The sequence below is a fragment of the Devosia sp. LjRoot16 genome, from assembly GCF_964252795.1.
Taxonomy (GTDB): domain Bacteria; phylum Pseudomonadota; class Alphaproteobacteria; order Rhizobiales; family Devosiaceae; genus Devosia_A.
The window spans coordinates 1370045-1383171 of the sequence record NZ_CAXUPH020000001.1 but is presented as its reverse complement, the minus strand read 5'-3'; the positions used below and the strand labels follow the sequence as shown (position 1 = coordinate 1383171).

The window sequence follows — 13127 nt, the reverse complement described above, 5'->3', positions numbered from 1 at the left end:
CGAAATCGTCGATATCAGTCAGCCCTGGATCAGGGTGAGGAGGTTCCCCGCGGGGTCGCGCACCTGCGCCTTTTTCACCCAGCCATTGTCGACCACCGGCATGGCAATGGCGCCGCCCTCGGCTTCGGCGGCTTCGAGCGCCTTGCAGAGATCGGGCACCACGATGCCGAGGGTGAGCGAAGCGGTTTCCGCCTCGACCAGCGCGCCATCCGGTCCGCCCGCGGGCGTTGCGATCATGCCGTAGCCCGGGCCGCGTGGCGTCACCTGCCAGCCGAGCACGCCGGAATAAAAGCTCTGCAACGCCCCGAAATCCGGACCGGCAATATCGAAATGGCCGATGCCGTTGAGGCTGTGCGGTTTGCCGCTCATCGGGATCTCCTGTCGTTCGCATCAACATATTTCGGGATATCCCGAAATGTCAATCGCTGCTGCTGACAGGCTCTGGCAGCAGCACCGTCGCATGGTGCAGCGCGCCGAATATCGGTAGAACCGAAGGACCTGGGAGATGATTGCTTGGACAAGACCGAACGCCTGTTTTCCGTCATGGACGCGCTGCGCCGTCACCGCCGCCCGGTCACCGCGGCGGCGCTGGCCGAGGAGCAGGGCGTCTCGGTACGCACGCTCTATCGCGACGTGCAGACGCTTATCGGGCTGGGCGCGCCGATCGATGGCGAGGCCGGGGTGGGCTACATGCTGAGGCCCGGCTTCTTCCTGCCGCCGCTGATGTTCACGCCAGAGGAGCTCGAGGCTTTGGTGCTGGGCGGCCGCTGGGTGCAGTCGCAGCCCGATGCGGGCCTTGCCGGCGCGGCAAAGAACGCTTTGGCCAAAATCGCCACCGCCTCGCCGGACGACCTGCGTGACCGCATCAAGGATACCGGGCTCTGGCCGGTGCTGATGCGCGGGCCACAGGAGCCGACCCCGGTGCTCGGGCTGGTGCGCGCCGCGATGCGCAACGAGAAGGCGCTGCATATCGGCTATGCCGATGAGAGCGGCAGGCAGTCCGAGCGCGACATCTGGCCGGTTCAACTCGCCTATTACGAGGGCAAGCAGATCGTCGCAGGCTGGTGCTGCATGCGCGAGGCCTTCCGCAACTTCCGCACCGACCGCATCGTCTCGGCCTCCGAGACCGAGCAGCGCTACGGCCGCCGCCGCCTGCAACTGGCCAAGGAATGGCGCGAGGAATGGGCTCGGCAGCACCCGGACTGGGCGAGCCAGCCGGGCTGAGGCTGTCCGAAGGCCGGCGCGTGTGGCCACCCCCACCCTCATTCCCTCCCCACAAGGGGGAGGGAGGCGATAGCTGCAAGGTCTCGGACCAGCGTCTCCCTCCCCCTTGTGGGGAGGGATCAAGGGTGGGGGTGGCCACACACCCAATTCTCTGAGCAGGCGCTCTCTGCTCCTGCCGCACTCTGTCAGCAGGGTTGGCCGACAACCTCCCTCAACGGCGGGACTGGCCCGCCAGAACTGAGGGACTTTCAAAATGACGAAGATGAAACAGACGCTGGCAGCCGCGCTTGCCGCGACCCTGATTGCCGCCGCCCTGCCGGCAGCAGCTGCATCGCGCGAGGAAGTGGTGCGGTTCGAGGTCGACGGGCAGACGGTGGTCGGAACGCTCACCTTGCCCGAGACCGACGAGCCCGCCCCGGTGGTGCTGATGCTGTTCGGCTTTCTCGGGCATCGCGGCGAGTGGGCGATCACCGGGACCGAGGAAGGGCCCTATGCGCGCGCTGCCAGGCTCTGGGCCGACCGCGGCATCGCCAGCCTCAGGATCGACTATCGCGGCTCGGGTGAGAGCGCCGGCAGCTTCGCCGAGGCGACCGTCAGTTCGGAAGCCGCCGACGGCATCGGCGCCATCGCCTTTCTCAAGGCCGATCCGCGTCTCGACGGCGAGCGCCTCGCCGTCCTCGGCTGGAGCCTCGGCGGTCCTGTGGCATCGGCAGTGGCCAGGACAAGCCAGCCCGACGCGCTGGTGCTGTGGAACGGCGTCAACGATCCTATGGCAACTTTCACCGGCTTCTTCGGCAACGAGGTGATGGCTGCGGAGCCGGAAGGCGCCCCGCTCGATGTGACCATGCCCTGGGGTCAGCCGATCCAGCTGGGCCGGCCGATGATCGCCGAGCTCCGGGCGCTGGATCCGGCGACCGAACTCAGTGGTTATGCCGGCCCGCTGCTGGTCGCCCAGGGCAGCAACGACGTGCTGGTCAGCGCCGACGGCGTCGAGCGGCTGATCGATGCGCATGCGGGCGACGAGCTGGTGTGGACGGCGGCGATGGACCACGTCTTCAACATCGAGGCGGGGCCGGAAACCCTCGATGCCCTGATCGTCGCCACCGGCGATTTTCTCGAGGCGCGCCTGCTGCGCCGATGACTCTCGAAATCCCCGCCTCGTGCGGGGATTTTTGTTTCATCACAACGAGATAACGCTGCTGCCACGCCCTGTCAGCAGGATGGGCGCAAGGTCTCCTCAGACGCCGGGCCATGGTGGTTCGGCGCGAAACGGGAGCCGACAATGACCGATCTGGATCGCAGGAGCTTCTTGAAGGCCGCAGCTGCGGCGGCAGTCGTCCCGGCGCTCGGCGCCTTTGTTTCCCATGCAACCGGAGCAGACGAAATGACCATCACCCCGTTCAAGGTTCAGGTGTCCGACGACGAGATCGCGGACCTGAAGGAACGCCTGACCATGGCGCGCTGGCCGCATGCCACGACCACCGACTGGAGCCGCGGCCAGCCGGTGGCCTTCATCAAGGAATTGGCCGACCAGTGGCTGAACCAGTTCGACTGGCGCACCTGGGAGGCCAAGCTCAATGCCTACCCGCAATTCCTCACCGAGATCGACGGGCAGACCATCCATTTCCTCCACATCAAGTCGAAGGAACCCAACGCCTTCCCGCTGATCCTCACCCATGGCTGGCCCTCGAGCGTCATCGAGTTCTTCGAGGTGATCGGGCCGCTGAGCGATCCGCGCGCCCATGGGCTCGATCCGGCTTTGGCCTTCGATCTCGTCATCCCCTCGCTCCCCGGCTATGGCTGGTCGACGCCGCTGGCGGCGCCCGGTTGGGATACCGCGAGGGTGGCCAAGACCTGGGATACGCTGATGCAGCGGCTCGGCTACAGCCGCTATGGCGCGCAGGGCGGCGATGTCGGCTCGCTCGTCGGCAAGGAGCTCGGCATCCTCGCGCCGGAAGGGTTGGTCGGCACCCACCTGCAGCAGATCTTCGCCTTCCCGACCGGCGCGCCGGGCGAGATGGAGAAGCTCACGCCCTTCGAGAAGGAGGGCTTCGCCAATCTCGACGGCTTCCTCAAATACAACGGCTACCAGGACATCCAGTCCAAGCGCCCCGGCACGATCGGTTACGGTCTTGTCGATTCGCCGGTCGGCCAGCTGGCCTGGAACACCGAGCTGTTCTTCGGCTTCGAGGGCGAAGGGGTGCAATATGTCGATCGCGACCGCTACCTCGCGCATGTCTCGGTCTACTGGTTCACCGCCTCGGGCGGCTCCGCCGGCAATATCTATCTCGAGGATGCGCGCTCCGGCTCGGGCTATCGCGAGGAACGCAACGACACGCCGACCGGCGTCGCAGTGTTCCCGTGGGATTTCCGCTCGGTTCGCAGTTTTGCCGAGCGGGCCAACAACATCGTGCACTGGACCGAGATGCCCTCGGGTGGCCACTTCGCCGCGACAGACGCGCCGGACCTCCTGGTCGAGGACATCAGGACGTTCTTCGGCAAGCTGATCTAGAAGCGACCCCGCCGATGCGCCAGCCGGTGGCCACCAACCCCTCACCCGTCTCGGCCTGCGGCCGATCCACCCTCTCCCCGACGGGGAGAGGAATAAGGGTGGCCACCGCGCTCTCCGTATTCTTCTCCCCGTCGGGGTCGCGGGACGAAGGCGTAGCCCTCGCCCGCGTAGCGCCGGATGAGGGGAAAGCCACGATAGCGGGGTGGCCGTGCGGCAGTCCTTGCCGTTCGGACCGACTGGTCCCACACGCTCTCTGGCCCGCCCTTACTGTCTGAGGACCGTCGCCAGCCGGTCGATATTCTCGTCATTGGAGCGGCTGACCAGCTCCCGCGCCGCGCGCTGCGCCTCGGCGCTCTCGAACGTCATACCGAGCGAAAACAGCGTCTTGCCGCCCGGTGCCGGCCTGAAGCTCAAGGTGAAATGCTTGCCCGAGTTGTGGTCGAATTCGACGCGCGCATCGGGCTCGATCACGGTGAAACGCGCTTCGTTCTCATGCTCGCGTCCATCGGGATTGTGCAGCGTATGCCGCCAGACCCCGCCGACGCGAAAATCGAAGGCATGGATGGTGTCGCGAAACCCCTTGGGTCCCCACCAGGTGGACAGTACGGCCGGATCGGCGAAGGCCGCAAACACCGCCGCCGGCGAGGCGTTCAGCACCCGGCTGGTGACGATGTCGTAGCGGTGGTCGTGCACGGATGCCAGATCGTCCATCACGAGTCTCACTTAAGTCACGGCTTTAGTAAGTGCGGGCGCCGCCACGGTCAATGGGCTAAGCCAGGACTTTGGCGAATGTCCACCACCCGAGGCCGAGGCTCGCCAGAACCGCGACGTGCATGACGGCGATCAGCACGGTGACCACGATGAAGCTCTGCTTGCTGGTCTTGTGGCGGAGCAGCTGCTGCGCGACGAGCCCGCCAGCGATGCCACCGATCGCATCGATGATGTGAAGACTTTGCTCTGTGACCCGCCAGCGGTCCGTTCTGGCTGCCCGCTTGTCGAACCAGTAGACGGTGATGCCAACCACCCCGAGCACCAGGTAGGCGATGGGCAGCCAGGCGGGCGCCCGACCAAGCAGATAATCGGCGAAGGCGAGCAAAACGATGATGCCGGCTGTCACCCCGCGCACGCCGATGCTCGGTGCGGCGGGCGTTGGGGCGCTACGGCGTCTCGCCTCCGCGTCGAGAGGGTTGGCGCCGGCGATCTTCACCTCCCTGGCAGCCAGCCGTCCATCGCTGCCACGGCCCAGTGCGAACGACACCCGATCGCCGGCGCGCGGTCGCGTGGCGATCCGGCCGATATCGCTGATATGCACGAAGCGCCGCTCGCCATCGTCTGCCGCGATGAAGCCGAAGCCGCGCTCGTCGTTCCACTGCACCAGTTCGCCATGCTGCCGAGCCATCGTTACTTGCCGAGCTCCGCTTCGCTCCACCCGAGCGCCGCCATGTCGTCGACCCGGTCGCGGAAATCGCTGGCGGTGAGGAACTCATCGAGCTGCGGCGGCTGCACCGAGCTGCCGGCCAGCATGGCATGCACCTGGCCGCGGTGGTGGGTCTGGTGCATGAACAGATGCAGCAGCAGGTCGTCGGTGCGCTCGACCTGGATGCGACCGGTACGGTGGACCCGCGTTTCGGCGGCGAGCCGCGCATCGGTGAGGCCGGTGCAGAAGGCGAGGAGGCGCTGGTCGACCGCAAACTGCGCTTCCGCCAGCGGGCCGATGGCGTCGAACGGCTCCTCCGGATCCCAGGCCTTGGGACCCAGCGTGCCGCCTTCCAGCGCATCGACGTAGAACCAGTCGATGGTGAGGATGTGGTTGAGCGTCGATTTCAGCGAGGGAAAGAAGCTCACCCTCGTCGCCTCGAACTCGCCCGGCTGCAGCCCGAGGCACGCGGTGAGCAGCCGCTGGTTGGCGAGGCGGTTGTTCTGCGCCAGCTTGCGCATGATGCGGCCGGCGGTGCTCATCGCCTGTCTCCGGGTTCGGCGGGCTTCGTCGGAGCGGCCATGCCGTCGGCGACCATGCTGCCGAACAGCTGCGCCAACCGGTTACTGACCGGCGTGTTGGCGGTGGCGAGGACGCGCGACACTTCGCCCACGAGGTTCCCACTCAGGGTGTTGAGCAGCCCGGTGCCCTCGGCGGTGAGGGTCAGCACCTTGGCGCGGCGGTCATCCGGGTCCTCGGCGCGCGCGACGAAGCCGCGCTCCACCAGGGTGCTGGCGACCCGGCTCGCCGCCGGCAGCGACAGCGCCAGGGCGGTAGCGAGGCTGTTGATCCTCAGGGCCTTGTCGCGATCGAGCAGGTAGAGCGAGGCAACTTCTGCCAGCGACATATTCTCGTGCCGCAGGTCACGGGCGGTGCTCGACAGCAGTTGCGCCGACATCAGCCGCAGGAACTGCGCCATCGGGCTTTGCGGGTCGGCGGCAGCTATTACTTGCACATTTGGAACCATTGCAAATCCACAACTATTATGAATGCGCAATAAACACTGCACTCAAAGGCGGTTCAGTGGAAGCCCGTCATAAGGCCGCCGTCCAGTCATCCACCGGGAATACTGGACCGGCGACCGAATGACCGGCGCCGTCCCCTCCCGGCACCAGGAGACTGAAATGAACGTGACCAGATCGGCAAGCCTTGCCCTCGCGGCGATCCTTCTCAGCACCAGCCTCGCTTCGGCGGGTGGTATTCACATCCCGGGCCTCGGCGACTCGGGTTCGAGCGACGACTCGCACTCCATCGACATCTTCGACGATGCGAGGCCGGATAGTGATCCGCCAGATTTCGGCAGCATCTTCAACCCGCAGCCTGAGCTTGAGGTCACCGTCAATGAAGACCTCTTCGAGGTGCTCAATCCGCCGCTCGACGTCGTCGATCTGGGCATCGACATGGGCAACGGCGCGCCCGGCAAAGCTGGCAAGGCAAAGGGCAGCCAGCTCAGCGCCAACGTGAAGCTCGGCGCGGCGCTCAACTGCGTCGTCTCGGGGACGCCGAGCGAGTTCCCGGACGACCTGCGTATTGCCAATGCCGGCGTGGTGGCGCTGCCGGCTGGCACCCAGTTCAAGTGGAAGGCGGCGGGGATCAGCGGCGTCGCCAGCCTCGGCAAGACGTTGCAGCCGGGCAAGGCGCTCAAGCTCAGCAACGTGCTGCCGGGCGGCGTCGAAGCCGGCACCGTCTGCTCGGCCAAGGCAATCGGGCTTTGACCGACGGCGAGGTCCCGGTCGTCGCCGGGACCTCAGCCTGTGAACTTCGCCTGAACATGCTGCTCAATCCGGGTTCAAGCCGCGGCAGCGATACGGCGCCCAACGAGGCGGCAACCCCTGCCGCTCTAAGGGAAATCCCAATGCATAAGATGAACTGTATCGCCCTCGCGGCGATCACCACGCTGTTGCTCGGCACCGGCGTTGCTTCGGCCTACGATCCGATCGGTGGCCTCAATAGCGAAATCAGTCCCTCGCCGCAGGACAGCCTCAACGACGCGGTGATGCCCACGACCGAGGATCATATCAACCGGGCGGTCCTCACCAACCCCGAGGCCGGCCTCAACGACGCCGTGCTTCGCGGCGCAAAGCTGCGGTTGGCGGTACGGAACGGCAGTCTCGCCCTCGATTGTCGCGTCGGTGGCGCCGATCTGCTGGTCGCCAATGTCGGCACCATCGATGTTCCGGCCGGCACCAAGCTGCGCTGGAGCGTCAAGCAACATGGCGCCCAGGGCTATGTTCAGCTCAAGCGCGGCCTTCAGGCCGGTGCGGATGTGCGCGTTGCTGACGTGCTCAACGCGGCGGCCAAGGCTGGCGCGCCCTGCTCGGTCAAGCCGACCGGGCTCTAGCGGCGGCCGGCCGCGAATCTCTGCCGGTACTGGCGCGGCGTCATCTGCTTCATCGCCTTGAACTGGCGGTTGAAATTGGCAAGCGAGTCATAGCCCACGTCGGAAGCGACGTGGGCTATCGGCCGTGTCGTAGCCGAGAGCAAAGCACAGGCTTCCCCGAGCCTGAGGCGGGTGATGTAGACCGATACGGGGCTGCGCACATGGCGCACGAACATCCGATGGAGGCCCGAGGCTGAGAGCGCCGCGACGTCAGCCAGTTCGCCGATCGCCAGTGGTTCCATGTAGCGCTGATGGATGACATCGAGAACGCGATCAATCCGGGTGCGATCGGCGGAGTGCTGTGGCACGGCAGCGATCGGGCTGGCCAGCGGCGTGGCGTCGCCGTCATCGGCCAGCCGGCGCAGGATATCGATCAGCACTGAAAGCCGATCGGCCGGTGGCCGGGCGAACAGCTCGTCGATCAGTGGCCGCACCGCCGCGGCCGCTCCATCCGAAAAGCGAAGGCCGCGTTGCGCCCGCGCCAGCAACTCGGCGACCCCACGCAATTCGGCCAGCAACGCGGTGAGCCCGGCGGCCCAATCCGGATGGAACCACATCACTCGCGCCACGTGCGGTGCGGCGGGGTTGCGCTTGTCGCGGCTGGCCCAGGTGTGCGGCAGGTTGGGGCCGATCAGCACCAGGTCGCCGTCGTCATAGTCGCCGATGTGATCGCCGATAAAGCGCTGGCCCACCGAGTTGAGCGTCAGCGTCAGCTCGAATTCCGGGTGGTGGTGCCACTGGAACGGGATGGCATCCTCGAGCCGACGATCGAGCCAGGCCCAGGAGGCGTCATCCGGCGGCATCACCTTCTCAAGAAGCGGCTTCATCGCGCCATCGTGGTTCCATCAACGCCAGAATAGTATCAGAATTCGCCGAAGCGCGGCAACATCGGCCGCCTCTACCGGCTTAGCCTCCTCGCATCGAAGCAATCCCCGAGGGGAACATCAGATGGAGGATTATGATGTCGATGGCTCAGGGCATGGCACCGCAAGGCATGGCGGCCGGGATCAAGCGGGATTCGCATCCCACCACGCAGAAGGTCACGACGCAGCTCAAGGACATCAACAAGACCCTGCCGCTCAGGGTGCTGAGCGAAGCGGATTTCAAGCACTGGCAGGAACGCGGCTACGTGATTGTTCGCAATGCAGTCGACGCGGCGCATGTCGAGCGGCTCAAGGCCTTGCTTTGGGAATTTGAGGAGAAGGACCCCAACGATCCCGCGACCTGGTACACGCCGCAACGGCGCGACCACATCATGACCGAGCTCAACGGCACCGGCATGGTGGAGATCTACAACCACCAGTACCTGTGGGATAACCGCCAGCAGCAGCGGGTCTACGATGCCTTCGTCGATATCTGGGATATCGAGGAGCTGTGGGTGTCGATCGACCGCGCCAACCTCAACCCGCCCAAACAGGTGCCGGGTCCCAACCAGAACGGCTTCATCCACTGGGACAGCGATACCTCGCTCGACCCGCTGCCGATCGGCGTGCAGGGCGTGCTGAGCCTCGTCAAGCAGGACGGCGACATCGGCGGTTTTCAGTGCATTCCGGAGCTGTTCTACGATTTCGACACCTGGGTGAAGACCCAGCCGGCCGACCGCGATCCGATGCATCCCGATACCACCGGCCTCACGATCACCAATATCGAGATGGAGCCGGGCGACCTGATGATCTTCAATACCCTCTTGGCGCACGGCGTCAGGCCCAACCACTCGATCAACTCGGGCAACCGCGTGCGCATGGCGCAGTACATCTCGATGTTCCCGGCCAACGAGGACGACGTATTCGAGCGGGCCGAGCGGGTACGGCTGTGGCGCGAACTGGACCACCCCCAGCGTGACGCCTTCCCCGGCGACCCGCGCGAGTGGGAGAAAAAGCACGCCGAAACCGCCACGCTCACCGAACTGGGCGAGAAGCTGCTCGGGCTGCGCAGCTGGGGCTGAGCCGGTCGAGTGACAGAACTGCGAGGCGGCAGGCGACTGCCGCCTCGCGTGTTTCAGCGGCAGTCGGCCATGCTGACCAAGGCGTTGACCAGCAGCGGCGTCGCCGCGGTTTCGCCCCAGCTCTTGGCGTTGGGCGCGCCATTGGCCAGCACGTCGCGCACCAGCCCGGCATTGAGCGCCATCGGCTTCGAACAGCTGACATAGGGCTTGCCCTTGGCATCGGTGGCGTTGAGCAGCACGCCGGCCGACTCGCCGACTCCGCCCAGATAGGCCTGCAGCAGCTGCCCGGCATGCTGGTCGCTACCGGCGCGATCAAGCATCTGCATCACCTGCGCGACGGAGATTTGCCCTTTCGAGGTGCTCGATGTGGCGGCGATTGCCGGTGCGGTGACGGCGACCAGCAGCAGGGCGAGGAGGGACAAACGGATACGAGGCATGGGAAGCTCCTGTTGAAAAAGCGAACGGCGAGCTTGTTACACAGCGATTTCTTATTGTGCAACAATAATATATTGCTGTATGGCTTGCATGCCGATCCCGAGGAGCCATCAATGACGACCGCCCGACCAGCCGTTCCCGACGACGTCCGCCGCAAGCGGATTGCCACCCTGAGCCAGATGACGCGCGTCGCTGCGCTGGTCATCGCGGTGGCGCTGCCGCTTGCTGGCCTCGCCTATTGGGGCTTTGCGCCGGCCGAAGAACTGGCCGGCGCCGCGCTGGTGCCTCCCGCCTGGCTCACCGAGTTCGGACTGGGTCAGCGCCTGCTCGCCACCGCATTGGCGCTGCTGCCGGTGCTGCCGCTCAGCTGGGGGTTGCTGCGCCTGGCTTCGGCGCTCGAAGCCTTCCGGCAGGGCCGGCCGTTCGGGCTGGTCGCTGCGACCGGGATGCGCGATTTCGCCATCGGGGTGTTCGCCTGCACCGTATTGAAGCTGGTGTCGGGCGCGCTGCTGAGCGTGGTCTTGAGCTGGAAGGCGCCAGCGGGGCAGAAGCAGCTGGCCATTTCGGTGAGCTCCGACATGCTGCTGATGCTGCTGGTCGGCGCTGTGCTGACGCTGGTCGGCTGGGCGCTGGCCGAGGCCGCCGCCATCGCCGAAGAAAATGCGCAGTTCATCTGATGCCGATCAAGGTCAATCTCGCCGTGCTGCTGGCCGAACGCGGCATCAAGTCCAAGGATCTGGCGGAGTTTGTCGGCATCACCGAGGCCAACCTGTCGCTGCTGCGCCAGGGCAAGGTGAAGGGCATGCGCTTCGATACGCTGGAAGCGATCTGCATCTACCTCAAATGCGAGCCGGGTGACCTCTTGAAGTTCGTGCCGGGCGAGGCGGACGAGCCGAAGTCCTTAACTTGACGCGCTTCGAACCGGAAAAGTCTGCAACTTTTCCTGAAGCGCTTTGGGAGGTTTGCCTTTGGCGCCGAACTCGGGGATGTTCGGCCCGAGGAGACATCCATGAAACTGCTGCACACCACGCTCGGGCCGAAGCGGGCCGACGAGCTCGGCATGATCCTGCCGCACGAGCACGTCTTCGTCGATCTGCGCACCCCCGATCAGCCCGGCTATGCCGAGGCCGATCCTCAGGACGTGGTGCGGGTGATGAGCCCCGAGATCGAGGCGATCAAGGCGCGCGGCATCACCGCGCTGGTCGAATGCTCGACCGGCGGCGTCGGCCTCCGCGTCGATATCGATCTCGCCGTCAGCCGCGCCACCGGCTTGCCGATCGTCGTCCCCACCGGCAATTACCGCGAACCGTGGATCCCCGACTGGGTGCGCGATGCCAGCGAGGCCGAACTCGAGGCGCAGATGTATCGCGATCTCGCCGAGGGGGTCGGCGATACCGGGGTCAAAGCCGCCTGGATCAAGATCTCGGCCGGCGATGACGGCATCACGCCCCTCGAGGCCAAGATCCTCCGGGCCGCGGCGCGGGCGGCGCAACGCGCCGGCGCGGTGATCGGCAGCCATACCATCAAGGGCCGGGTGGTGATGGACCAGCTCGATATCATCGAGGCCGAGGGCTATCGCGCCGACCGCTTCATCTCGATCCATACCCAGGAGGAGAAGGATTTCGGCCTCAACATCGCCGTGGCGCAGCGTGGCGCCTGGATCGAATACGACCATGTCGGCCGGGCCCCCGATGCCGCGGTGAGCGAACTGATCCTCCGCGCCCTCGATGCCGACCTCGGCTCGCAGCTGCTGCTCAGCCACGACCGCGGCTGGTACGATCCGGCGATCCCCGGCGGCGGCACCCCGACCCCCTACACCCATTTGAGCGACGTTATGCTGCCGCTGCTGCGCACCGGGGGGATCGATGAGGCGGTGATCCGGCAACTCACCGTCAGCAATCCGTTCGAGGCGTTTTCACGCTGACAACCCAGAATAGCGAATGGCAGCATGGCGTTGCCGGGGCTTGCCCGGCAGCTGGAGTGGCGTTAGAATTTCGTTAGGATCATAACTATCGAGGTTCCGCGATGAGCGCCGGGCCAAAGTCCTATTTCACCTCCATCCTCAAAGACGCAGGTATCGAACTCGGCGGCAGCCGGCCCTTCGATGTCACCGTGCATGACGACCGATTGTGGGGCCGCGCCATCAGCCACGGCACCCTCGGCTTCGGCGAAGCCTATATGGATGGCTGGTTCGATACCGATGCGCTCGACCAGTTCATCCACAAGCTGCTCGAGTACGACATCTATGCGCATCTGAAGCCCGATATCGGGCTGGCGCTGAGCTTCGTGCGCGGCAAGCTGCTCAACCTGCAGCGCGCCCACGTCACCGAGGTGGGTGAGCGGCACTACGACATCGGCAACGACCTCTATGCCGCCATGCTCGACAAGCGGATGATCTATTCGTGCGGTTACTGGGCCGAGGCGGCGACGCTCGACGCGGCGCAGGAGGCCAAGCTCGATCTGATCTGCAGGAAGGTCGGGCTCGAGCCGGGGATGAAGATCCTCGATATCGGTTCTGGCTGGGGTGGGTTTTTGAAGTTCGCCGCCGAGCGCTACGGCGTCGAAGGCGTCGGCATCACCATTTCGAAGGAGCAGGCAGCCTTCGCCGAGGCGAGCAAGGGCAATCTGCCGATCGAGACGCGGCTGATGGATTACATGGCGCTCGAGGGCCAGTTCGATCGGGTGATCTCGATCGGCATGTTCGAGCATGTCGGCTACAAGAACTACGAGGCCTATTTCAGCAAGGTCCGCGCGCTGCTGAAGCCCGACGGGCTGTTCCTGCTGCACACCATCGGCAACAACTTCACCTCCACCCACGGCGATCCGTGGACCGAAAAGTACATCTTCCCCAACGGCATGCTGCCTTCGATCAAGCAGATCGCCGCCGCCAGCGAGCGGCTGTTCGTGATGGAGGACTGGCACAATTTCGGCGCCGACTACGATAAGACACTGATGGCCTGGTGGGCCAATTTCGACGCCGCCTGGCCCAGTCTGCGTGACAAGTACGGCGACCGCTTCTGGCGCATGTGGCGCTTCTACCTGCAGGTGTTTGCCGCCATGTTCCGGGCCCGCAACATCCACCTCTGGCAACTGGTGCTGAGCCCCGACGGCGTACGCGGCGGCTATCGCCGCATCTCCTGAGAACGGTTAATCA

The 13127-nt window shown here is 65.5% G+C and carries 17 protein-coding genes; 10 read left to right on the top strand and 7 right to left on the bottom strand.

The window, feature by feature from the left end; translation table 11 throughout:
* Window positions 1–18: 18 nt before the first annotated feature.
* Complete coding sequence (locus tag ACSQ23_RS06410) at window positions 19–369, bottom strand: VOC family protein (protein ID WP_436090100.1); 351 nt, start codon at window positions 367–369, stop codon at window positions 19–21.
* Between the two features lie 144 nt (window positions 370–513).
* On the opposite strand from ACSQ23_RS06410, the gene ACSQ23_RS06405 reads away from it, so the two are divergent.
* The 3 genes from ACSQ23_RS06405 (at window position 514) to ACSQ23_RS06395 (ending at window position 3736) form a co-directional block, all read left to right on the top strand.
* The gene (locus ACSQ23_RS06405) at window positions 514–1224 is read left to right on the top strand and encodes a helix-turn-helix transcriptional regulator (RefSeq protein ID WP_436090099.1); all 711 of its coding nucleotides are present in this window, start codon (window positions 514–516) and stop codon (window positions 1222–1224) included.
* A 253-nt stretch (window positions 1225–1477) separates the two neighbouring features.
* Window positions 1478–2365, top strand: coding sequence for an alpha/beta hydrolase family protein (locus ACSQ23_RS06400; protein ID WP_436090098.1), 888 nt, complete (start codon window positions 1478–1480; stop codon window positions 2363–2365).
* Window positions 2366–2506: 141 nt separating this feature from the next.
* Entirely contained in the window at window positions 2507–3736 is a 1230-nt protein-coding gene (locus ACSQ23_RS06395) for an epoxide hydrolase family protein (protein WP_436090097.1), read from the top strand.
* A gap of 264 nt (window positions 3737–4000) precedes the next feature.
* Here ACSQ23_RS06395 and ACSQ23_RS06390 read toward each other — a convergent pair whose 3' ends face one another.
* Genes ACSQ23_RS06390 through ACSQ23_RS06375 form a run of 4 tightly spaced genes read right to left on the bottom strand, consistent with a single transcriptional unit; the run spans window position 4001 to window position 6132 of the window.
* Window positions 4001–4447 carry an SRPBCC domain-containing protein gene (locus ACSQ23_RS06390; protein WP_436090096.1) on the bottom strand — a complete coding sequence of 149 codons (447 nt, stop codon included), beginning with the start codon at window positions 4445–4447 and terminating at the stop codon, window positions 4001–4003.
* A 58-nt stretch (window positions 4448–4505) separates the two neighbouring features.
* Window positions 4506–5135 (bottom strand): DUF1294 domain-containing protein, encoded by a 630-nt coding sequence (locus ACSQ23_RS06385; RefSeq protein ID WP_436090095.1) that lies wholly within the window; start codon window positions 5133–5135, stop codon window positions 4506–4508.
* A gap of 2 nt (window positions 5136–5137) precedes the next feature.
* Window positions 5138–5695: a DinB family protein gene (locus ACSQ23_RS06380; protein ID WP_436090094.1), complete on the bottom strand. Its 558-nt coding sequence runs from the start codon at window positions 5693–5695 to the stop codon at window positions 5138–5140.
* Window positions 5692–6132, bottom strand: coding sequence for a MarR family winged helix-turn-helix transcriptional regulator (locus ACSQ23_RS06375; protein ID WP_055874153.1), 441 nt, complete (start codon window positions 6130–6132; stop codon window positions 5692–5694). Before ACSQ23_RS06375 ends, ACSQ23_RS06380 begins: the two co-directional genes overlap by 4 nt.
* A gap of 205 nt (window positions 6133–6337) precedes the next feature.
* Here ACSQ23_RS06375 and ACSQ23_RS06370 point away from each other — a divergent pair, with 205 nt between their 5' ends.
* A complete protein-coding gene (locus ACSQ23_RS06370) occupies window positions 6338–6928 on the top strand; it encodes a hypothetical protein (RefSeq protein WP_055874149.1) in 591 nt (196 codons plus the stop codon).
* Window positions 6929–7068: 140 nt separating this feature from the next.
* Window positions 7069–7554 (top strand): hypothetical protein, encoded by a 486-nt coding sequence (locus ACSQ23_RS06365; protein ID WP_436090093.1) that lies wholly within the window; start codon window positions 7069–7071, stop codon window positions 7552–7554.
* Here the strand turns inward: ACSQ23_RS06365 and ACSQ23_RS06360 are convergent.
* A complete protein-coding gene (locus ACSQ23_RS06360) occupies window positions 7551–8420 on the bottom strand; it encodes a helix-turn-helix domain-containing protein (RefSeq protein WP_436090092.1) in 870 nt (289 codons plus the stop codon). The two genes, ACSQ23_RS06365 and ACSQ23_RS06360, sit on opposite strands and share 4 nt — an antisense overlap.
* 167 nt (window positions 8421–8587) lie before the next feature.
* Here ACSQ23_RS06360 and ACSQ23_RS06355 point away from each other — a divergent pair, with 167 nt between their 5' ends.
* Window positions 8588–9538 (top strand): phytanoyl-CoA dioxygenase family protein, encoded by a 951-nt coding sequence (locus ACSQ23_RS06355; protein ID WP_436090572.1) that lies wholly within the window; start codon window positions 8588–8590, stop codon window positions 9536–9538.
* Window positions 9539–9591: 53 nt separating this feature from the next.
* On the opposite strand, the gene ACSQ23_RS06350 is transcribed toward ACSQ23_RS06355, so the two are convergent.
* Complete coding sequence (locus tag ACSQ23_RS06350) at window positions 9592–9975, bottom strand: chlorophyllide reductase (protein ID WP_436090091.1); 384 nt, start codon at window positions 9973–9975, stop codon at window positions 9592–9594.
* Window positions 9976–10086: 111 nt separating this feature from the next.
* Between ACSQ23_RS06350 and ACSQ23_RS06345 the strand changes: the two genes are divergently transcribed.
* The 4 genes from ACSQ23_RS06345 to cfa all read left to right on the top strand — a co-directional run bounded on the left by ACSQ23_RS06345 (window position 10087) and on the right by cfa (window position 13114).
* Window positions 10087–10650 carry a hypothetical protein gene (locus ACSQ23_RS06345; RefSeq protein WP_055994376.1) on the top strand — a complete coding sequence of 188 codons (564 nt, stop codon included), beginning with the start codon at window positions 10087–10089 and terminating at the stop codon, window positions 10648–10650.
* Entirely contained in the window at window positions 10650–10883 is a 234-nt protein-coding gene (locus ACSQ23_RS06340; protein ID WP_055874135.1) for a helix-turn-helix domain-containing protein, read from the top strand. The genes ACSQ23_RS06345 and ACSQ23_RS06340 overlap by 1 nt, the downstream gene beginning before the upstream one ends.
* Window positions 10884–10982: 99 nt before the next feature.
* Window positions 10983–11897, top strand: coding sequence for a phosphotriesterase family protein (locus tag ACSQ23_RS06335; protein WP_055874132.1), 915 nt, complete (start codon window positions 10983–10985; stop codon window positions 11895–11897).
* Between the two features lie 101 nt (window positions 11898–11998).
* A complete protein-coding gene (gene cfa / locus ACSQ23_RS06330; RefSeq protein ID WP_436090090.1) occupies window positions 11999–13114 on the top strand; it encodes a cyclopropane fatty acyl phospholipid synthase in 1116 nt (371 codons plus the stop codon).
* Window positions 13115–13127 lie beyond the last annotated feature (13 nt).